We start from the raw sequence: 21,414 nt of genomic DNA, 5'->3' as shown, positions 1-21,414 counted from the left end.
CTGGCCGCTGGGCATTAAGGGTATAGTAATCATACCCCCGTACCTGCCCCTCAACTCACAGGCTAGGATCCCAAGCTCAACTAAGGTAGGTCGGTAACGGCCCCCGTAGACGCCGAACTCACCACCCGGGCATATTTGGCCAGTACCCCCCGGGTGAACCTTGGCTCAGGTGGCGTCCAGGCGTTGCGCCGTTTCTCCATTTCCTCGTCAGAGATCTCCAGCACAATCGAGTTGTTCACCGCATCAATGGTGATGGTGTCGCCATCCTCTACCAGCGCAATCGGCCCGCCCACGGCGGCCTCTGGCGTGATGTGCCCAACCACAAACCCATGGCTGCCGCCGGAAAACCGGCCATCGGTAATCAGCGCCACGTCGCTGCCCAGGCCCTTGCCCATGATCGCTGACGTAGGGCTGAGCATCTCCCGCATACCGGGGCCGCCTTTCGGGCCTTCGTAGCGAATCACCAGAACATCGCCCGCGACGACCGTGCCATCCAGAATGCGTTCCTGAGCTTCCTCTTCCGAATGAAAGACCCGGGCGCGGCCGGAGAAATGAGTGCCCTCTTTGCCGGTGATTTTCGCCACCGAGCCTTCCGGCGCCAGGTTGCCATAGAGAATCCGCAAGTGGCTGTCGGCTTTGATCGGGTTGTCGAAGGCGTGAATGATTTTCTGGTTTTCCGGGTAGGGCTCCACACTGGCAAGATTCTCTGCCAGGGTTTTGCCGGTTACGGTCAGACAGTCGCCGTGCAAAAGTCCGCGCTCCAACAGCATCTTCATCAACGGCTGTATGCCGCCAATGGCCACCAGTTCCGACATCATGTAATGGCCCGAGGGGCGCAGATCGGCGAGCACCGGAACCTGTTTACCGATGTGTACGAAATCGTCCAGCGACAGCTCCACGCCCACGGTACTGGCCATGCCCAACAGGTGAAGCACGGCGTTGGTGGAGCCGCCCAGCGCGATGACCACGGTGATGGCGTTTTCGAAGGCTGCCCGGGTCATGATGTCGGAGGGTTTGATATCGGCCTCCAGCAGTTTCAGTACCGCCGCACCGGCCGCCTCGCAATCTGCCAGTTTGCTGTCGGACACCGCATTCTGCGCCGAGCTGCCAGGCAGGCTCATGCCCATAGCTTCGATGGCTGAGGCCATGGTGTTGGCGGTGTACATGCCACCACAGGAGCCCGGGCCGGGAATCGCGGTTTCCTCGATCTGTTTCACCTCGATCAGCTCCATGTTGCCCCGGGCATGGGCACCCACGGCCTCGAAGACCGAGATGATGTCGGTGTGGTTATCGCCGGGCATGATGGTGCCACCGTATACGAACACCGAGGGCCGGTTCAGCCGGGCCAGGCCCATCATGCAACCGGGCATATTCTTGTCGCAGCCGCCGATGGCTACCAGCCCGTCGAAGCCCTCACAGCCGGCCACGGTTTCGATGGAATCGGCAATCACCTCCCGCGATACCAGCGAGTACTTCATGCCCTCGGTGCCGTTGGCGATGCCGTCGGAAATGGTAATGGTGTTAAAGATCAGGCTTTTACCACCGGCGCCGTCGGCGCCTTTGGCGGCTTCCCGGGCCAGCCCGTCGATGTGCATGTTGCAGGGCGTGAGGTTGCTCCAGGTGGAGGCAATGCCGATCTGGGGTTTGCGGAAATCCTCGTCGGTAAACCCGACTGCCCGCAGCATGGCCCGGCTGGCAGACTTGTTGATGCCGTCCACAACCGGGGCCGAGTGTTTGCGCCGTTTGTCCGTGCTCATGGTATTCACCTTCCGATCTGATTATGCGGTTCGGGACCGTGCCACAGCCCCGGACATCAACTCAACTCCGGTAACGGTGTGCAGCTTCTCCAACTGTGACTGAAGCATAGCAACTGGCCGTGAACCCTCCAGTGTCAGCAAAACGTCGAGACTGTCGCCGGCGCTTTCCATGGCCATCTTCGAAATCCGGAAGCCCCGAACCCGCACCACCCGGCAAAGGCGCTCCAGGGCGGCGGCTTCCTGGCTCATACGGCAGTTCAGGGTGTAACTCTGGCTGGCAATCTCGCTACTGGGGGTCATGCTACCTGCTCCTTGCGGCTACTGGTTTTACGGGGTTCGTCGATCATGTCCTTGTTGCTGGCACCGGCTTTGACGATGGGCCAGACGTTCTCTTCTCGACTGATGGCCACGTGCAACAGCATCGGGCCCTTGTAGGCCAGAATGGTTTCGATGCCCCGGCGAATCTGGTCGGTGCGCTCGATGTGCAGGGCCGGAATGTCGAAGGCCCGGGCCATGGCCACGAAGTCCGGGTTGTCATCCAGATTGATGTGGCTTTCCCGGTTGTTGTAGAACAGCTCCTGCTGCTGGCGCACCATGCCCAGGCACTGGTTGTCGAGAACGATCAGCTTCAGCGGCAGCTTGTAGCGCCGGATGGTGGCCAGTTCCTGGGCGTTCATCATGAACGAGCCATCGCCGGTGACGTTAATGACTGTGCGGTTGCGGTCGGTGAACTGGGCACCGATGGCGGCGGGCAAACCGAAGCCCATGGTACCCAGGCCGCCGCTGGTCAGGTGCTGGCGCGGGTGATTGAACTGATAGTACTGGGCAATCCACATCTGATGCTGGCCGACATCACAGGCGATGATTGCATCGTCTCCGGCAATGCCGGAGAGCTGGCGCACAAACGCCGGGCCGGTAATGGGCGCCAGCGGCTCTTCGTTGTCGGCAGCGCGAAAGCCCCCGGTGGTGTGCCAGGTACGGCATTGTTTCTGCCAGTCGCCAATGACCAGGCCCTGGTTGGCCAGTGCGTCAGTGAAGGCCGTCAGAATTGCGTTCAGATCGCCCCGCAAGGCGATATCGGCGGGGCGCAGCTTGTTGAACTCGGCAGCGTCGGCGTCTATGTGGATGGTGCGGGCGTTCGGGGCAAAGCCATCCAGCTTGCCGGTGGCCCGGTCGTCCATGCGCGCACCCACTACGAGCAGCAGATCACACTCGTCGACCGCCCGGTTGGCGGCACGGGAGCCGTGCATACCGAGCATGCCCAGGTCGTTGAGGTTATGGCGGCCAGCATTGCCGATGCCCTTCAGCGTTACTACGCCGGGCAGGCCGGAGGAATCGGCAAAGGCCCGGAAGCTATCTTCGGCCTTCGCCAGGGATACACCGCCACCGCTGTATAAAAGCGGGCGCTTTGCTTCGCGCAACATGGCCAGCGCCGGGCTGATGTCCGGGCACTCGGGCTGGGCAGGCTCGATGGGTGCTGGCGCTTCAGTGTGGACGTCGGCCAACAACATATCTTTGGGAATATCAATCCACACCGGGCCGGGGCGACCGCTCTGGGCCATGGCGATGGCGTCTTCAAGAATCTCCGGCAGGCTGTCCGCATCGTCGATCAGGTAGCTGTGTTTGACGATGCCCAGGGTCATGCCGAGGATGTCGGTTTCCTGAAAAGCATCGGTGCCAATCAGCGCGGAAGGCACCTGGCCGGTGATTACCAGCAAGGGGATGGAGTCCATGTAGGCGTTGGCAACGCCGGTGATCAGGTTGGTGGCGCCGGGGCCGGAGGTGGCAATGCAAACGCCCAGCTTGCCGCTGGCCCGGGCGTAGCCCTCGGCGGCCAGTGCGCAGGCCTGTTCGTGGCGGCAAAGCACATGCTCCACGCCCACATCGTCTACCAGCGCATCGTATAGCGGCATGATGCAGCCGCCCGGATAACCGAATACCGTGCTGATGTTGTGGCGATGGAACGCTGCAAGAATATGCTCTGAGCCGTTCATGGTCGTTTTCCCTTTTCCTTTGCCGTAAAAAAAGAAACCCCCGGGACCTTTCGGTGCCGGGGGTTTCTGGTGTTTTTGTCAGGTTGTCGCTAGTTCACCTGCTTGTCCACGCAAAAGCCCCCGGACGGTACCACGACCACCAGGACTAGCTTTACAAGGACGATGACTGCGTTGAGGTTCATGAAATCGACAATCTGCTCTGAATAGAATCAAACAATGTGTGTAGAATCTAACCCACGTTTTCTGCCGGATGCAAGGCTTTATTTCCGGGAACCGGGCTGGTGCCTGATTTATTGCCGGTCTTTCAATAAAAATTCTGTACGGCGATGGGTTCATGACAAGAGCAAAATGGAGCTCCCTGGGGTTATCCCTGCTTGTGGTTGTTGTGCTGGTGATCTGGATGATGACCGGTGAGGTGAAGGTGGCCAGCACCGAGGTGCCCGAGGTTCCCGAGGCGGAAGAAAAAGCGCCGACCCGGGTAGAAGTAACCACCCTTACGGCGCAAACCTATCAGCCCGAACTGAAACTGCAGGGCCAGCTGGAGCCCTGGCAATCGGTGCAGGTGAGTGCCCGTGTGGCGGGGACGGTAGAGTCGCTTGGGGTTCAGCTGGGACAGGAAGTAAAAGCCGGTAAGGTTCTGGCCACCCTGTCGCTGGATGGCCGCGATGCGGTGGTCAGCCGCTGGCAGGCCAGCATCCGAAAGCTGGAAGCCGATCTTTCTGCGGCCCGCAAATTGCGTGCGCGGAACCTGACCGCCGAAACCGATATCTTGCGGCTGGAGAGTGAACTGGCGGCGGCCCGGGCGGAGTTGGCGTCGGCTCGGCTGGCGGTTGCCCATCTGGAACCGGAAGCGCCGTTTGACGGAGTGGTAAACCGTCGGGACGTCGAGCCCGGCAGCCTGGTGCAGGTGGGCTCGCCGATGTTTGAGCTGGTGCAGATTGACCGTTTGAAAGCCTCCGGGCAGGTACCCCAGCAATCGGTGGCGCGGGTGCAGCCCGGGCAGGCCGTCAACATTGAACTGCTGGATGGCACACGGCTGGCTGGCGTGGTCAGTTTTGTGGCCAGTGCCGCCAATCCCGAAACCCGCAGTTTTGCGGTGGAAGTGGTGGTGGAAAACCCGGATCGGCTCCGGGCCGCCGGTGGCACGGCCAACCTGGGCATTCGCCTGCCCGAGCAAAAAGCCCAGTTTATCTCACCTGCCTATCTGAGCCTGGATGACACCGGGCGCCCCGGGGTGAAATTCGTTAATGGCCAGGACAAAGTGGAGTTTGCATCCGTCAGTTTGCTGAGTGTGTCGACAGAAGGTGCCTGGGTAGCGGGCCTGCCCGACGAAGTCCGCTTGATTACCCGGGGCGCAGGCTTTGTAGCCAGCGGTGAGCAGGTGCTGCCGGTGGATGTTTCGGATCAGCGGGGCTGACGCCATGAGAGCACTGATTTCTGCCGCTATGAACCGCAGCCGCACCACCTTGCTGTTGTTTCTGTTCCTGTTGCTGGGAGGCATGGCCGCCTACGAAGTGATTCCCAAGGAGTCCAACCCGGATGTGACCATTCCCATGATTTACGTTTCCATGGGGCTGGAAGGCATTAGCCCGGAAGATGCAGAGCGACTTTTGGTGCGGCCAATGGAGCAGGAACTGCGGTCGCTGGAAGGCATCAAGGAGATGCGGGGCAACGCAGCGGAAGGCCATGCCTCGGTGATGCTGGAGTTCGATGCGGGGTTCGACCCGGACAAAGCCCTGCAGGACGTTCGGGAAAAGGTCGATACCGCCCGCAGCAAATTGCCGGGCGAGGCCGACGAGCCTCGGGTAAACGAGATCAACATTTCCCTGTTCCCGGTGCTCTCGGTGGGCTTATCCGGCCCGTTATCGGAACGGGAACTGATTACCGTGGCCCGGCGCCTGCAGGACGCCATTGAGGCCATTCCGGAAGTGCTTGAAGTGACCATCGGCGGCGACCGGGAAGACCTGCTGGAAATCGTGGTGGATCCGCAGGTGCTGGAGAGTTACGGCATTGATTTCGACCAGCTGGCGTCTCTGGTTCGGCGCAACAATCAGTTGGTGGCCGCCGGTTCTATGGATACCGGCAATGGCCGCATGGCGCTGAAAGTGCCGGGGGTTATTGAAACCATCGAAGATGTGATGTCGATGCCGGTGAAGGTAGATGGCGATACTGTGGTCACCTTCGGGGATGTCGCCATGCTCCAGCGAACCTTCAAAGACCCCACCGGCTTTGCCCGCATCAACGGCGAACCGGCGCTGGTGCTGGAAGTGTCCAAACGCTCCGGCGCCAACATCATCGAAACCATAGAGCAGGTGCGGGCGCTGATTGAGGAAGCTCGCCCGCGATTGCCGGAGAGCCTGGATATTCGCTTTATCATGGATCAGTCCGACGAAGTTCGGGATATCCTCTCGGATCTGCTCAACAACGTACTGACCGCCATTGTGCTGGTGATTATCGTGGTGATCGCCGCCATGGGACCACGTTCGGCCTTGCTGGTGGGTCTGACCATTCCCGGAGCTTTCCTTACCGGCATTCTGGTGATCTGGAGCATGGGGCAGACTCTGAACATTGTGGTGTTGTTCAGCCTGATTCTGGTGGCGGGTATGTTGGTAGACGGCGCCATTGTGGTGTCGGAGCTGGCGGATCGTAATTTGTCCGACGGCCAGCCGGTCAAAACCGCCTGGGTAGAGGCTGCCTCGCGCATGGCATGGCCGGTGATTGCGTCCACCGCGACCACTTTGGCAGTGTTTGTGCCGCTGTTGTTCTGGCCCGGTGTGGTGGGCGAGTTCATGAAATTCCTGCCGATGACGGTCTTGATCTGCCTGGTGGCGTCTCTGGCCATGGCCCTGGTGTTTCTGCCGGTGCTGGGCGGTGTCAGTGGCGGCCGTCGCCGCCATGTGGATGCGGTGGAGGGGCGTTTTATGGCCTATTACCGGAGGCTACTGGGCAGCTTGCTGGCGCGCCCGGGCCTGACGCTGCTCGGGGCCATCATCGCCATTCTGGTGATCTACGCCGCTTACGCCCGGTTCAATCACGGCGTGGTGTTCTTCCCCAGCATTGAGCCGGATTCCGCCCAGGTGCAGGTGCGGGCCCGGGGGGATCTGTCGGTATGGGAGCGGGACGCCATCGTACGCAAGGTGGAAAACCGGTTGCAGAACATGCCGGAGGTTAAAGCCCTCTATGCCCGGTCGATGATTACCAGCGGCAACCAGATGGCGCCGGATGTGATTGGCGTGCTGCAGTTCCAGTTTACCGACTGGCATACCCGCCGCAGTGCCAACGAGATACTGGAGGGCTTCCGCGAACGAACGGCCGACCTGCCGGGTATCGAGTTGGAGTTTCGCAAACAGGAAGGTGGCCCGGCGGAGGGCAAGCCCATCGAATTGTTGGTTAGTAGTATGGAAACGGACAAGCTGGATGGCTACGTTGACCAGATTGAGCAGCAGATGCGGGCAATCGGTGGTTTCGTGGATATCGAAGACGACCGAAGCCTGCCAGGTATCGAATGGCGCCTGCAGGTAGACCGGGAAGCAGCTGCCCGCTTTGGCACCGACGTATTGAGCATTGGCAGTGCCGTGCGACTGGTGACCAACGGCCTGGTGCTGGCCACCTACCGGCCCGAGGATGTGCGGGATGAAGTGGATATCGCCGTGAGGGTACCGAACAACTGGCGCGAGCTGGATCAGCTGGATCGCCAGACCATCAGCACGCCCCGGGGCCAGGTGCCCCTGTCGGAATTTGTGACCCTGGAGCCGGGCAGCAAGACCGGGAGTATTGTGCGTGTGGACGGCCAGCGTACCATCACCATCAAGTCTGATGTGGCGCCTGGCAGGCGTATGGATGAACTGCTGAAGAACCTTCAGGCCCAGATGCCGGAGCCGCCGGAGGGCGTCACTGTCAAGGTGGGTGGTGAGAACGAAGACCAGGAGCAGGCAGCTAATTTCCTGGTTTCGGCGTTTCTAGTGGCTGTGGGCATGATGCTGCTGATTCTGGTAACCCAGTTTAACTCGCTCTACCAGACACTGCTGATTCTCTCGGCCATTGTGCTGTCGACCGCCGGAGTGCTGTTGGGGCTGCTGGTGAATGGCCAGCCCTTTGGCATCGTGATGGTGGGCATGGGCATCATCGCCCTGGCGGGTATTGTGGTGAACAACAACATCATTCTGATCGATACCTACAACCAGATGAAGCGGGAGGGCAAGGCTGCCTTCGACGCCGCCCTGGAAACCGGCTGTCTGCGTTTTCGGCCGGTGCTGCTGACTGCCGTAACCACCATTCTGGGCCTGATGCCGATGGTGTTGAGTGTGAACGTAAACCTGCTAGAACCCTCGCTGGGGCTGGGGGCACCATCAACCCAGTGGTGGATCCAGCTATCCAGTGCCATTGCCGGAGGCCTGGCCTTTGCGACCCTGTTAACCTTGCTGCTGACACCGGCCCTGCTAGTGCTGGGGGATCGCAGTGGCGAGTTCTTCCGCAGTCTATTCAAACGAAAACAGGGGCAGGGTGTTGAATCCGCTGACTGAGATTTACCGGGATACCTGGCTGCTGGCGGTGCATAAACCCGCAGGTTTGTTGATGCACCGCAGCCCCATCGACAAGCACGAAACCGAGTTCGCACTGCAGTATGCCCGTGCCTTGAACGGGGGCGAGCATGTGTACCCGGTGCACCGGCTGGATCGGCCTACCTCCGGTTTGTTGTTGTTCGCCCGGGATCCGGACACCGCCAGCGTGCTGGGCCAGGCGATGATGGCCGGTGAGGTTTCGAAAACCTATCTGGCCGTGGTGCGTGGCTGGACGCCTGAACAGGGCGTGATCGACCACCCATTGCGGGAAGAGCCGGAAGACCGGCGCCAGAAGGGCCAGCTACAGCCGGTTCGGGAGGCTCGCTCGGCGTACCAGCGCCTGGCCACCACCGAGTTGCCAGTGGCCATCGAGCGTTACCCCAGCAGTCGCTACAGCCTGGTGGAGCTGAAGCCGGAAACCGGCCGCAAGCATCAGTTGCGCAGGCACATGAAGCACATCAACCATCCGATTATTGGCGATGCCAACCACGGCCGGGGACGCCACAACCGGTACTTTGCGGAGCGTTTTGGCGCGGGTAGATTGATGCTCGCGGCTACGGAGCTGGCGCTGGCACACCCGGTCACCGGAGAGCCATTGTTGCTTCGGGCAGAGCCGGAGGAGAGCTTTTCCAGGGTGCTGTCTATCTTTGTTGAACCAGAGTGCACCCTTGGCGTTTGCGCCACGGATTGATGGCGGACACTGTTCAAGCCCGGTTCGCAGCAGTAAGCTGTTGGCCAACCAACTGAAACTGAATGACTAATGGAAGTAATCGAACCCGCCATCCGGGTGTTTCTGGGCATATTTTTCCTGATGATCGGGCTGCAGTTTGCAGCACGCACCATCGGCCTGTACGACAGGCTTGGGTTTTCCCACATTCATTACGGCAAATCAGGTTCAGCCACCTGGTGGCACCGGCATATTTTCAACCTGTTCCGGGCAGCCATAGTGCTGGTGTGCCTGGCGCGTATTGGCATCGATCTGGACTCCTGGCTTGGAGTTTGTCCGTTGTTATACCGTTTACCGGTATTGCTCACCGGCGTGGTTCTGCTGTTGGTGTCGTTTACCCTGGTGAACTATTTTCAGGCTTATATGCACGAGGAGTGGCGCTCGGGCATTGACCAGCAGCGTGGCCAGAGCCACCTGCTTACATGCGGCCCCTTTGCCCGCAGCCGCAACCCCTCGTTTATGGCGGTGATGCTGGGCCAGCTGGGGTTCTTTCTGGCGTTACCGAGTGTGTTTTCTCTGGTGTGTCTGGTGATGGGGGCGTGGGTAATCCAGCGGCAGGCCCGGCAGGAAGAAGTGGCGCTGGCACGGCAGTTTGGAGACCAGTATCAGGCCTATCAGACGGCCGTGCCCAGGTGGCTGTGAAGTAGTTTCAGGAGGCCTTTTTTCGGGCCTCTTTGACGACGTCGTAGGCGTGGCTGATTTCCCGGGTGCGCTCTTCCGCCATTTCCCGCATGCTTTCCGGCAGGCCACGACCGGCCAGTTTATCCGGATGATTTTCGCTCATCAGTTTCCGATAAGCCCGCTTGATCTCGGCGTCTGTGGCTGACGGGGAAACCCCCAGCACCTTGTAGGCATCGTCAATCTGTTGGCCAGACGAATAGTTGTTGGCGCCACCGGCCTGACCAGCGTGCGCACCCCGCAGCATGGCCTCCAGTTGATCCACTTGGCTCTCGGGCAGGCCCAGCCCCCGGGCGATGCGTACCAGCATCTCATGCTCGGCCGGGTGTACCTGGCCATCGGCGGCCACGGCGGATACCTGTAACTGCAGGAACATTTGCAGCAGCACGGGCTGGCGACCAGAGGCCCTGAGAAAGCGGCGCAGTTCGCCGTCCAGATCAAAACCGGCAGCTTTGCCCCGGTTGAAGGCGGTTTTGGCCACTTCCTTCTGGGCGTCGTTCAGGCGGAAGCGCACAAACATGGCTTCAGCCATCTGGATCTCGTCCCGGGAAACCACGCCATCGGCTTTGCACAGCGCGCCCATCACGGCGAAGGCGGATTCAATAAAGTCCGATTGCAGCCCCTGAAGTTTGCCGATCAACCGGGTTCGCAAGCGGTGTATCAGAAACGCACCGAGAGCCGCGCCGATCAAAAATCCGGGGAACTTGCCAAAGCTGTAGCCGATCAGGCCACCCACGATGATTGCAAACAGCATTCATTTTTCCTTGATTGGGATAACAGTCCTGAGAATATACGTGTTTTTGGTCACGGCTTCATGAACAGGCTTTCATTCACGGCGTCGATCTGGCTTGGGCTCAGGTGTTCTTCGGCGTAGCGACGATAGATACCAGAGCTGACAAACAGCTGGAACACAGCCTGGTCGATGTGCCCGGTTCTCGCCATCCGGTCCATGATGGCGAGTGCTTCTGACAGGGGCTTGCCCTGTTTGTAGGGGCGGTCAACGGCGGTCAGTGCTTCATAGATATCCGCTACGGCCATAATTCGTTCCGGAATGCTCATGTCTTCGCCATGCAGGCCGTGGGGGTAGCCCTTGCCGTCCATGCGTTCATGGTGAGTGCCCGCAAGGCGTGGTACCCGGGCCAAGCGATCGGGCAGGGGCAGGGCATCGAGCATGCAGATGGTTTGCACAATGTGCTCGTTGATACGGAATCGTTCTTCGTCAGTCAGGGTGCCGTGGGGAATGGTCAGGTTGTGTAACTCGCCCCGGTTATAGGCGTATTCCGGCAGCGCCATGTCGAAGCCCCAGATGTTGCGTGGGTCGTCGGCCCGCACCGGCGGAATCCGGTCGCCCCAGGAACGTAGATGGGTCGGTTTGTCGGCCAGCAGGGGCTCGGCGGCAGGCAAAGAAGGTTCTTGCAGGCCTGCCAACGCTTGCTGCTCGTCGTCCGAGAGACCAATCCGGTCGCTGAAATGGCGTTGCCAGGTTTGCGCGCCAATGGCACGAATGCGCTCGGCGTCGTCTTCCGACATGGCCTCGCTGCCCAGATTGGCGGTGGCCAGAAAGGTAAACTCCTCCTGCAACCTGGCCTGCTCCGCGCACTTCTTTTGCTCCGCCTGTTGCCCGTCGGCGCCCGCCAGGCGAGCATTCAGGCAGGTGATTTCAGCGTCCCGGTGCAGCACCTCGAACCGGGTCCGGATTTCGTGAATGCGGTTGTAGAGAGTTTCCAGTTTCACCGCTTTGTCGACCACGTATTCCGGGCTGGTGATTTTGCCACAATCGTGTAGCCAGGCGGCCAGACGGAATTCGTAGCGCTCGTCGTCGGTCATCCGGAATTCCGAAAATACGCCTTCGGTGGCTTCCTCCGCGGCTGCGGCCAGCATCTGCGCCAGCTTGGGCACCCGTTCACAGTGGCCGCCGGTGTAGGGAGATTTTGCGTCGATGGCGTTGGCCACCAACTGGATGATGCCGTCGAGCAAGGCCTGCTGGCTTTCGATCAGCTCGCGGGTTTCGATGGCGACCGCAGCCGAGCCTGCGACCTCTTCCACAAACACGATCAGATCTTCGCTCAGCCGGGTGTGGGAGCCGTGTTCCATCTCGATCATCAGGGCGCCAATCAGTTTTTTGTTCCGGTTGCGCAGCACGGCAAAGACCGGATGACCGCCAATGGTGCGGCGCAGTTGGCGCAAAAGGTCTTTGTCATCGACTTGCTGATCGATGTCGGGTAGCTGGTTGGGCACATTCAGATCTTGATTGACCGCCAGCTCCAGAACCTGCTCGTGGCTGTCGTACAGGTAAATGGCACCGCGTTGTTGACTGAGGATGGTGATGATCTGGTCGAGGATGTCGCGCAGCAGTTGGTTCAGATCCTGGCCCCGGTTAAGCACGGTGGCTATGTTCTGGAAGCTGCGGATGGTGCGAGCCATGTCATCAAGGGCGATGCTCAGTTCCGAGGCTTCGCGGATGCGGGAGTCGGTACGGATCGGGACGTCGAAACGGAACCGGGACAGGTGTCCTACCCGGTCGGTGAGTTGCTCCAGCGGCTTGCCCACCTGGCGCCCGAGAAACCAGCCCATTAGCAGTAATATGAGGGCCAGACCGACGGCGATGGCTGTCTGGTGTGCCAAAGCTGCCCAAACGTCTGCCAGCAGTTCATCGGAGGGGATGGCAATGACAATGGAAAGCTGCTCATCCTCCAGAGTTTGCAGGGGTTCGTTGATGCCGTACCAGTCTCGGCCATCATGATGGAAACGGTGGCTACCGGCAGCAGGGCCGTCGTTGAAGGTTTTTTCAATCACCGGGTCCGGGCGGGCATTTTGATCGGTATCGGCAAGCAATTCGCCCCGGGCACTGACGATGGCAATCCGGCTGCCGGGGGTCTGCCTCAGTTCCCCGAGTTTGGTACCCAGGTCGGTGACGGTAACATCCACACCCAGCACGGTACCGGGTGCCGCTTGAGCATGGCGTGACAGGGTCAGGCCGGTTTCCTGAGTGGTGAAAAAGACGTAGGGTGATGACAGTTGCAGTCTGTCGTTATGCCGGGCTATCCGGTACCAGGGCCGTTGCCGCGGGTCGTAGTCGTAGGATGCCAGAGGGCGATGTTCCAGCAGCTTTAAATCCGCATCGTAGAACCGCCAGACCCCGTGCCGTTTGCCATTGACCACTTCCAGGCTTTGCAACAGGTAACGGCTTTGCGCCGGTATGTCGGTAAAGCGTTTGGAATCTGTGGAGCGAAGTTTGCGGAACAGAAAGAAATCGCCGGTGTCATACCCGGCGTATACCGCACTGACAATGTCGCTGCTGAGCAGCACATCGGCAATTACCGGCAGGCGTTCCAGGCGCCCGGCCAGTGAGGATTGTTGGACGAGTGGGTCGTGCCGGAGTACCGCCAGGGCGGTCGATGGCGGTTGGGTGATGGCCCGGATGCGGTCATCGACACTCACGGCCAGTTGCCTGGCGGTGCTGGCAGCGGCGGTTACCTTGGCTTCTTCCATGCCCCGATAACTTTGTGCCACCAAGACAATGGCAAGGGCCAGCATACCCAGGGTAATGGCCGAGGCAATCAGAAACGCCAGCGAAACCCGGGCACTTTGGCGGTTGGTCTGCATGGAATGATTCCGGCCCAGAAGAAGTTTCAACCCGGTCGCCCGGCCTCAGGGTTCAGGCGAGGGGTGTTGATTGGGTAAGTGTAGACCTTGCCGGGCACATTGGCTGGAATTTATCAGAAGAATGATTGGCTTATGACTCAGGATCTGTTTTCCAACCCGGCGGGCCCGGAACCGCTCGATGAAGGTGTGGTGCTGCTGCATGGTTATGCCCTGGATTGTGCAGAGCCGTTGATGGAGAGTATTCATCGGGTTGCTGAAAAAGCGCCTTTTCGCCATATGGTCACGCCGGGCGGGCATGCCATGTCCGCCGCCATGACGTGCTGCGGGCCGCTGGGCTGGGTTACGGATGCCCGGGGCTACCGTTATCAGGCGCAGGACCCCGAATCCGGTGTGCCCTGGCCGGAAATGCCGGAGGTATTCCGCCATCTGGCCTGGGCGGCAGCGAAAGAGGCCGGGTTTCCGGGGTTCAAGCCGGATGCCTGCCTGATCAACCGCTATGGACTGGGGGCCAGAATGGGCCTGCATCAGGACAAAGATGAACGGGATTTTGCCTGGCCTATTGTTTCGGTGTCGCTGGGGCTGCCGGTGGTATTCCAGTTGGGCGGCCTGCGCCGCAGTGATCGCCCCCAGCGGGTTTTGCTGGAACATGGCGACGTGCTGGTGTGGGGTGGCCCGGCGCGGATGCGGTATCACGGCGTGTTGACATTGAAAGCCGGAGCGCATCCGTTAACCGGTGCTAATCGCTATAATCTGACCTTCCGGAAGGCCGATTAGCGGTCTTCTGGTTACTGTAGCCAGGCCACCAGCAGCCCCGCCAGCAGCGACAGCACCATGGGGCCAGCTACCAGCATACCGGTGTGTCGGTTGCCGATGCTCCAGGCCATGCCGGATTTCACCAGGTTATTGACCGCTGCGGCCACCACAATACCCAGTACCGCCGTGCCCATGGCCAGGCCGTCGTTGGACATGCGGGTGAGGGACAGGGTAATGGCGTCGACATCGGCGACACCGGAGGTAGCGGCCAGCGCAAAGATGCCCGCGTCACCGAAAGCGTTCTTGAGAAATTCTCCCAGCAATAAAATGGCGGTCAGCAAAAAGCCGAACACCAGCGCCGAAGACAGATCCAGCGGGTTCTGGTTCATGGTAGGCTGGCTGACGTGTACTTCTTGTGCGTTGCGGCGCCAGATCAGCCAGGCCGGGGCATAGAGCAGCGCGGTCATGGTTACAACCGGCCACACCAGGCTGGGCAGCAAGGCTTTGTTGATCACCAGGCAATACACCAGAATCCTCGGGAACATGGTGCCGCAGGCAATCAGAATACCAGCGGCATATTGCGGGCTTAGCTCCGGTGTTTTCGCCGATTGCCGGGCAAAATGCAGGGTCAGGGCGGTGGATGAGCTCAAACCGGCAAACAGGCTGGTGAACAGGATGCCCTTCTGGGTGCCAGCTACCCGGATGGCGAAGTAGCCAACGAAGGAAATCGACGCAATCATCACCACCATCCACCAGATTTCCCGGGGATTGAGCACGCCCCCCGGGCCCATGGCGGCATTGGGTAGCAGCGGCAACATCACCACCGAGATCAACAGCAGTTTGAGGGCGGCATCCAGTTCGCTGGCCTGCAGCTTGTGAACCCAGCCGTGAATTTCTTCCTTGTTGTCCAGAATAATCGCGGTAATTACCGCCGCTGTGGAGGCCATTACCGGATCAACCGCTACCGCCATAGCCCCGAAACAGAAGGTGAGCAGCATGCCGACCATGCCGGTGATGCTGAAATTGCGAATGTGCTCCAGACGCTCGCTGTACGACACCAGGGACATGGCCACCACGCCCACCAGCAACACCGGAAATGCCCAGGGCGTGAGAGCTTCTGCCAGTACTGCAGACACACCCCCCAGTAAACCGATCAGAGAAAAGGTGCGGATCCCGGCAATGCGGTCGCCGGATTTCTGTTCCCGGGCATCCCAGCCCCGCTCCAGGCCAATGATCGCCCCCAGCAGCAGGGCAACCGCCAGGTTCAGGGTGGTCTGGTTGTTGGCAATAAACTGGCTGGCAACATCATCCATGGAGTCGGATCCGTTCTGGTGGCTATGGGGTGGCATTCTAGGCGTTCCGGTGCGGGTTGGTCACCTTTCTGTCGCCGAACCGGCCCGGCTCTGGTTACTTTGTGGCCGCTAATCTGCTAAGCTTCGCCGCCCTGATTTACGCATTAACTGATATTCATCAAAGCCGGACAGACCGTGACGATTCTTCCGCCCTAGCGTTTTATCTACTCCAAGCTGGCCACGCCAGGCTCCCACGCAGACATCTCAGGTAAGTCCGTGCCCGGGCTCGGTGCCATGAGACTGTATTACTCGATTTTCAGCCATAACCGGATCCGATTCATGGTGAATGCACTCAAGCAAAACTGGTTTTCCAACGTTCGCGGCGATCTGCTTGCCGGCACCGTTGTTGCGCTGGCCCTGATCCCCGAGGCCATCGCCTTTTCCATTATCGCAGGGGTTGACCCCAAAATCGGCCTTTACGCCTCTTTCTGTATCGCTGTGATCATTGCCTTTGTCGGTGGTCGCCCGGGCATGATCTCGGCGGCCACCGGCGCCATGGCGCTGCTGATGGTGACCCTGGTGAAAGACCATGGCCTGCAGTACCTGCTGGCGGCGACGCTGCTGACCGGTGTGATCCAGATCGCCGCCGGTTTCCTCAAGCTCGGCGGCCTGATGCGATTTGTTTCCCGCTCGGTGGTCACCGGCTTTGTGAACGCCCTGGCCATTCTGATCTTCATGGCCCAGCTACCGGAACTGACCAACGTTACCTGGCACGTGTACGCCATGACCGCGGCCGGGCTGGGCATTATCTACCTGTTTCCGCTGATACCGACCATCGGTAAACTGATTCCCTCGCCGCTGGTATGCATTGTTGGCCTGACCCTTGTCTCGATGATGCTGGGGCTGGATATCCGCACGGTGGGCGATATGGGCGAGCTGCCGGATACCTTGCCGATCTTCCTGTGGCCGGATGTGCCGATGAATCTGGAAACCCTGATGATCATTTTGCCGTACTCGGTGGGGCTTGCCGTGGTGGGTCTGCTGGAATCGCTGATGACCGCCACCATAGTGGACGATCTCACCGACACCACCAGCGACCGCAACCGGGAGTGCAAGGGCCAGGGCATCGCCAACATTGGCGCCGGTTTGCTGGGCGGTATGGCCGGTTGTGCCATGATCGGTCAGTCGGTGATTAACGTGAAATCCGGTGGCCGAACCCGTCTGTCGACCCTGACCGCCGGTGTCTTTTTGCTGATTCTGGTGCTGGTGCTGGATCAGTGGCTGGTGCAGATCCCCATGGCCGCGCTGGTGGCGGTGATGATTATGGTGTCCATTGGTACCTTCAGCTGGGATTCCATCCGCAATCTGAAGGAATATCCAGTGTCCACCAACATTGTCATGCTGGTGACGGTGATTGTCGTGGTGGCCACCCATAACCTGGCGTTCGGGGTACTGGCCGGTGTGCTGCTGGCAGCACTCTTCTTCGCCAATAAAGTGGGCCACTACATGGTAGTGACGTCGGAGCTGGAGGAAGCCAGCAACACCCGCCGCTACACCGTAACCGGCCAGGTATTCTTCAGCTCCTCGGAAAAATTCCTGGAATCGTTTGACTTCAAGGAAGCGGTCGATAACGTAGTGATAGATCTGAGCCGTGCGCACTTCTGGGACATCACCGCCGTGGGCGCTCTGGATAAAGCGGTGATCAAGTTCCGCCGGGAAGGCTCGGATGTGGAAGTGATTGGCCTGAACGAAGCCAGTGCCACCATCGTTGACCGCTTTGGGGTGCATGACAAGCCGGAGTCGGTCGATCAGTTGATGGGCCATTAACATGACCTGGGCCCGCGACAACGGCAGTAATCGCGGCGATACTGAACGCCGGAACCACCCGCAACGAGAGGCAGATATGTCGGCAGCGAATTTGAAAGTAGTGGCCTGTATTGATGGCTCCCGGGCGGCGCCTGCGGTGTGTGATTATGCGGCCTGGGCCAGCCGGCACATGAACACGCCGCTGATGCTGCTGCACGTGCTGAGTGAAGACCACTACCCGGCGGAGCCGGATCTGGCCGGCAATATTGGCCTGGGCAGTCGGGAGCAACTGCTGGATGAACTGGCCGAGCTGGATCGCAAACGCGCCAAACTGGCCCTGGAGCATGGCCATCATTTGCTGGATGAGGCCGAGGCGCGGGTGCAGCAGGCCGGTATTGCTGAGACCATAAAACGCCAGCGCCACGACAAGCTGGCGGAGGCCCTGACAGCGCTCGAAGGCGACACTCGCCTGTTCGTGATGGGGCTGCATGGCGAAAGCAGTTCCGACCGGGATGTGCATATCGGAAGCCAGCTGGAGACCGTTATTCGCAGCGTTCATCGCCCGGTGCTTCTGGTGCCTGATGATTACTCAGAACCTCGCAGTGCCATGGTTGCCTTTGATGGCAGCGCCACGGCGTTCAAAGGGATCAATATGATTGCGGCCAGCCCGGTGCTGCGGGGAATGCCTCTGCATCTGGTGATGGTGGGTGAGGACACCGCGGAAACTCGGCAGCAACTGGAGAGCGCCAAGGATGTGCTGGCGGGCCTCGGCGTGGAGATTACCGCCGCCATTCGCCAGGGTGACGTGGAGCCTACCCTGCACGCCTATCAGGATGAACACGACATCGACATGCTGGTGATGGGGGCTTACGGCCACTCCCGGATTCGCCAGTTCCTGGTGGGCAGCACCACCACAACTATGCTGAAAACCGCGCGCAAGCCGCTGGTGATCCTGAGATAAGGCGCCGGTTTGCGAACCCTGAAGTGTTCAACCAGTGTCATTGCCGGGCGTGTATTCACGCTGTTGCTGGCACTGGCGCTTGCCGGTTGTGCAGGAGGCATCAGACCCATGGAACACGGGCCGGAGCTACCGGTAAGTTCGGAACCTGACCGGTTTCTGCAAGACCAGGCTCAAGCTCATGGAGCCGAAGGCCTGGCGTCTGTTCGCTTGCTCAACACCGGGCAGGAGGCCTTCGAGGCCCGGGCGGCGCTGATTGAAACCGCCCGTCAGCGCATTGATGCCCAGTATTACATCTGGAACGACGACGCCACTGGCCGCTACCTGGCCAGCCGATTGGTGGCGGCGGCCGACCGGGGCGTGGTGGTTCGACTGTTGCTGGATGACATCAACGTTGCCGGCAAGGAATCCCTGTTTGCCTTGCTGGATGCCCACCACCGCATTGATGTCCGTATTTTTAACCCCTCCCGCGCCCGGGACGGTTTTGGCCGCTGGCTGTCGTTCATTACCGATTTCGATCGCATTAACCGGCGCATGCACAATAAAACCTTTGTGGCCGACGGGCTGGCAGGCATTGCCGGTGGCCGCAATATCGGTGATGGCTATTTCGACCAGCACCCGACCCTGAATTTCCGGGATCGGGACGTACTGGTGCTTGGCGATCTGGCCAATGCCATGACCGACAACTTCGAGGCCTACTGGCGCAGTGCCTGGACACTGCCGTTGGCGGCGCTTTATGAACGCCCGGAAGCGCACAGCGCGGAACCGGATCTGGCGACGTTGGCGGTGGCCGGGTCGCAACATCTGGTGGTTACGCCGCCGGCTGACCGGGACACTGCCCGCCGTTATTTGGTGGAGAGTTTTAATAGCCTGGTGCAGGCGCCTGCCGACCTAGTGTTCGACCCACCCCCGGAAGACCCTGCCGCCCCGGCCGACAAGCCCCAGCAAACGGCACAAGCGCTGTACCGCCTGATGGATAGCGCCCGTTCCGAAATTCTCATTGAGTCTGCCTATCTGGTTCTGGATGACCAGCAGATGAAGATTATGGACAGCTTCGGCAACAGTAAAGTCGACGTTGCCGCGCTGACCAATTCCCTGGCCACCAATGATCTGGTCACCAACCACTCCGGCTACGCCCGCTGGCGAAAAGCCATGCTGCGACAAGGCATCGATTTACACGAACTGCGCCCGGATGCCCCGGCCTGCCACCGCTGGGTGGCGGCGAATGCTGCTTGTCGGGCGGGCGAAGTGAGCCTGCACTCCAAGGCGGTGGTGTTCGATAGGCAAACCCTGTTTATCGGTTCGTTCAACGTAAACCTTCGGTCTATCTACCTGAACGGTGAAACCGTGCTGATCATCCGCAGCCCGGAACTGGCCGGGCAGGTGGCCGACGACATCCGCTATGCCATGGAGCCGGAGAACAGCTGGCAGGTAACCCTGGATGACCAGGGCGGTCTGCTCTGGCACGGCGGCGCTCAGCAGTTTGCCCACGAGCCGCGGGTCGGCTTCTGGCGCAGGGCCATGTCGCGGGTGTTGTCCTGGTTGCCGATTGAGAAGTATCTATAGTGTTTTTGCCCACTGCAGTATGGTGTCGATACTCTGTGGTAAAAGCCCGCCCTGCTCGCCGGTGAATGCCAGCCACTGTTGCTGATACTGATGGCTGGTAACGGTCAGAACCGGAATATCCTCCGCCATGATAGCCAACATTTCGGCAGCGAACCCCTGGCCTTTGGCTTCCATATTCCCGAAACGGTTCACGATGACCAGGTCCGGCTTATCTGCTAAAGCTGCGCGCAACACGGCGCTGGCATTGGCCAGTGCGCCGGGATTCAGGCTGCAGGATTGAGATCCGCTACCCAGGGGCTGAGAAATTGGATAGATATCGCCCGTGTGAATATCCTGAATCAGCATCGGCAATCGCCCGTTCGGGTCTTTGCCGCGCCAGGTTTGCAGACCACGAATGGGCAGCTGGCTTGCTTTTAGTTGTTCTACAACGGCCTGCATCAGCGCATCGCAGCTGCCATGGCCCTCGTGTAAAACAGCTGCAAAACGCATAAGACTCCCCTTATATCTGGAATTTTCAGGCCTCATTACCCGCCGCCACTCCGGACGCCCAGGCCCACTGGAAGTTATGGCCGCCAAGATGACCGGTAACGTCAACCACCTCGCCGATAAAGAACAGATTGGGCCTGTCGAGGGTAGCCATGGTTTTGGAGGATAGCTGGCGGGTATCGATGCCGCCGAGGGTGACTTCGGCCGTCCGGTAACCTTCGGTTCCGCCGGGCTTGATGCACCAGTTGCCCAAGGTGCTGGCGATCTGTTCAATGTCCTGATTACGACAGGCCTGCAGCGGGCCATGCCAGCCATGCAGTTCATTGAATGCTTGCGCGAAGCGTTTGGGCAGATGCTGGTTGAGGTACTGGGCCAGTGTGGACTGGGGTTTTTCCTTACGCAGCGCCAGAAGGTCGTCCTGAATGCTGCGCCCGGGTAACAGGTTGATGTGAACATCGTCCCCGGGGTGCCAGTAGCTGGACACCTGTAACATGGCAGGCCCGCTCAGGCCCCGGTGGGTCACCAGCATGGGCTCGCGAAAATGCTGGTTATGGCAGTGAGCATCCACCGGGCAACTGACGCCTGATAGCGGCGCCAGTTGTTGTTTAAGCTCCGGCTGGAGCGTGAAGGGCACCAGTCCCGCCCGGGTGGGTAACACTCGCAGTCCGAATTGTTTTGCCAGCTCGTAACCAAAGCCGGTGGCGCCCATGGTGGGAATCGACAGGCCGCCCGAGGCGACAACCAGAGAATCACAGGTGAGCAGTCCACCACTGGTGGCCACCTGATATCCGCCACCGGTCTGGCGCACCTCCCGCACCTGGGTTTTCAACCGGATTTCCGCCCCCGCCCAGTCACATTCGGTGAGTAGAAGGTTCAGGATATCTTTGGCGCTGTCCCGGCAGAATAGTTGGCCGGGTCCCTTTTCCTCGTAGTCCACGCCATGGCGATCCACCAGTTCCAGAAAATCCTGGGGCGTATATCGCTTCAGTGCCGAGATGCAGTAGTGGGGGTTGTCCGAGAGGAAATTGGCAGGCGTGCTGTTCAGATTAGTGAAATTGCAGCGCCCGCCTCCGGACATCAGGATTTTCTTTCCCGGCTTGTTGGCGTGATCCAGCACCAGCACACGTCGGCCACGGTAACCCGCAGTAGCCGCACACATCAGCCCGGCTGCGCCTGCACCGATAATAATCACGTCGTATGCTGATGAAGAACCTGCCATGCCACTGCCC

The 21,414-nt window shown here is 60.1% G+C and carries 16 protein-coding genes; 8 read left to right on the top strand and 8 right to left on the bottom strand.

Annotation, left to right across the window (positions count from 1 at the left end; all coding sequences use genetic code 11):
- Window positions 1-80: 80 nt before the first annotated feature.
- The 3 genes from ilvD to ilvG are packed head-to-tail and all read right to left on the bottom strand — an operon-like array spanning window position 81 to window position 3,751.
- Window positions 81-1,757, bottom strand: a complete 1,677-nt coding sequence (ilvD, locus tag C7H09_RS19200; protein ID WP_106765657.1) for a dihydroxy-acid dehydratase — start codon at window positions 1,755-1,757, stop codon at window positions 81-83.
- A gap of 21 nt (window positions 1,758-1,778) precedes the next feature.
- On the bottom strand, window positions 1,779-2,057 hold the full coding sequence (locus C7H09_RS19195) for an ACT domain-containing protein (protein ID WP_106765656.1): 279 nt from the start codon (window positions 2,055-2,057) through the stop codon (window positions 1,779-1,781).
- Entirely contained in the window at window positions 2,054-3,751 is a 1,698-nt protein-coding gene (gene ilvG, locus C7H09_RS19190; protein WP_106765655.1) for an acetolactate synthase 2 catalytic subunit, read from the bottom strand. Before ilvG ends, C7H09_RS19195 begins: the two co-directional genes overlap by 4 nt.
- A 334-nt stretch (window positions 3,752-4,085) precedes the next feature.
- On the opposite strand from ilvG, the gene C7H09_RS19185 reads away from it, so the two are divergent.
- The 4 genes from C7H09_RS19185 to C7H09_RS19170 all read left to right on the top strand — a co-directional run bounded on the left by C7H09_RS19185 (window position 4,086) and on the right by C7H09_RS19170 (window position 9,682).
- The gene (locus C7H09_RS19185; RefSeq protein ID WP_106765654.1) at window positions 4,086-5,168 is read left to right on the top strand and encodes an efflux RND transporter periplasmic adaptor subunit; all 1,083 of its coding nucleotides are present in this window, start codon (window positions 4,086-4,088) and stop codon (window positions 5,166-5,168) included.
- Window positions 5,169-5,172: 4 nt separating this feature from the next.
- Complete coding sequence (locus tag C7H09_RS19180; protein WP_106765687.1) at window positions 5,173-8,274, top strand: efflux RND transporter permease subunit; 3,102 nt, start codon at window positions 5,173-5,175, stop codon at window positions 8,272-8,274.
- On the top strand, window positions 8,255-9,004 hold the full coding sequence (locus C7H09_RS19175) for a pseudouridine synthase (RefSeq protein ID WP_106765653.1): 750 nt from the start codon (window positions 8,255-8,257) through the stop codon (window positions 9,002-9,004). Before C7H09_RS19180 ends, C7H09_RS19175 begins: the two co-directional genes overlap by 20 nt.
- Window positions 9,005-9,073: 69 nt before the next feature.
- Window positions 9,074-9,682 (top strand): methyltransferase family protein, encoded by a 609-nt coding sequence (locus C7H09_RS19170; RefSeq protein ID WP_106765652.1) that lies wholly within the window; start codon window positions 9,074-9,076, stop codon window positions 9,680-9,682.
- Window positions 9,683-9,689: 7 nt separating this feature from the next.
- Here the strand turns inward: C7H09_RS19170 and djlA are convergent, their stop codons facing one another.
- Window positions 9,690-10,472 (bottom strand): co-chaperone DjlA, encoded by a 783-nt coding sequence (gene djlA, locus C7H09_RS19165; protein WP_106765651.1) that lies wholly within the window; start codon window positions 10,470-10,472, stop codon window positions 9,690-9,692.
- Window positions 10,473-10,522: 50 nt separating this feature from the next.
- The gene (locus C7H09_RS19160) at window positions 10,523-13,324 is read right to left on the bottom strand and encodes an HD domain-containing phosphohydrolase (RefSeq protein WP_165794848.1); all 2,802 of its coding nucleotides are present in this window, start codon (window positions 13,322-13,324) and stop codon (window positions 10,523-10,525) included.
- Between the two features lie 132 nt (window positions 13,325-13,456).
- Between C7H09_RS19160 and alkB the strand changes: the two genes are divergently transcribed.
- Entirely contained in the window at window positions 13,457-14,098 is a 642-nt protein-coding gene (gene alkB / locus C7H09_RS19155) for a DNA oxidative demethylase AlkB (protein ID WP_106765650.1), read from the top strand.
- Window positions 14,099-14,109: 11 nt separating this feature from the next.
- Here the strand turns inward: alkB and C7H09_RS19150 are convergent, their stop codons facing one another.
- Entirely contained in the window at window positions 14,110-15,390 is a 1,281-nt protein-coding gene (locus tag C7H09_RS19150) for an MgtC/SapB family protein (RefSeq protein ID WP_106765649.1), read from the bottom strand.
- 318 nt (window positions 15,391-15,708) lie between these two features.
- Here C7H09_RS19150 and C7H09_RS19145 point away from each other — a divergent pair, with 318 nt between their 5' ends.
- The 3 genes from C7H09_RS19145 (at window position 15,709) to C7H09_RS19135 (ending at window position 19,699) form a co-directional block, all read left to right on the top strand.
- The gene (locus C7H09_RS19145; RefSeq protein ID WP_106765648.1) at window positions 15,709-17,196 is read left to right on the top strand and encodes a SulP family inorganic anion transporter; all 1,488 of its coding nucleotides are present in this window, start codon (window positions 15,709-15,711) and stop codon (window positions 17,194-17,196) included.
- A gap of 76 nt (window positions 17,197-17,272) precedes the next feature.
- On the top strand, window positions 17,273-18,136 hold the full coding sequence (locus C7H09_RS19140; RefSeq protein ID WP_240616669.1) for a universal stress protein: 864 nt from the start codon (window positions 17,273-17,275) through the stop codon (window positions 18,134-18,136).
- Window positions 18,137-18,145: 9 nt separating this feature from the next.
- Window positions 18,146-19,699, top strand: coding sequence for a phospholipase D family protein (locus tag C7H09_RS19135; RefSeq protein WP_240616666.1), 1,554 nt, complete (start codon window positions 18,146-18,148; stop codon window positions 19,697-19,699).
- Here the strand turns inward: C7H09_RS19135 and C7H09_RS19130 are convergent.
- Both C7H09_RS19130 and C7H09_RS19125 read right to left on the bottom strand, forming a co-directional pair.
- Entirely contained in the window at window positions 19,694-20,188 is a 495-nt protein-coding gene (locus tag C7H09_RS19130; RefSeq protein ID WP_206074364.1) for a DUF2478 domain-containing protein, read from the bottom strand. The two genes, C7H09_RS19135 and C7H09_RS19130, sit on opposite strands and share 6 nt — an antisense overlap.
- A 25-nt stretch (window positions 20,189-20,213) precedes the next feature.
- Window positions 20,214-21,404: a BaiN/RdsA family NAD(P)/FAD-dependent oxidoreductase gene (locus tag C7H09_RS19125; protein ID WP_106765645.1), complete on the bottom strand. Its 1,191-nt coding sequence runs from the start codon at window positions 21,402-21,404 to the stop codon at window positions 20,214-20,216.
- Between the last annotated feature and the right edge of the window lie 10 nt (window positions 21,405-21,414).

Origin of the sequence: Marinobacter fuscus, assembly GCF_003007675.1 — a bacterium.
Taxonomy (GTDB): domain Bacteria; phylum Pseudomonadota; class Gammaproteobacteria; order Pseudomonadales; family Oleiphilaceae; genus Marinobacter; species Marinobacter fuscus.
This window is presented reverse-complemented; position numbering and strand designations above follow the sequence as displayed.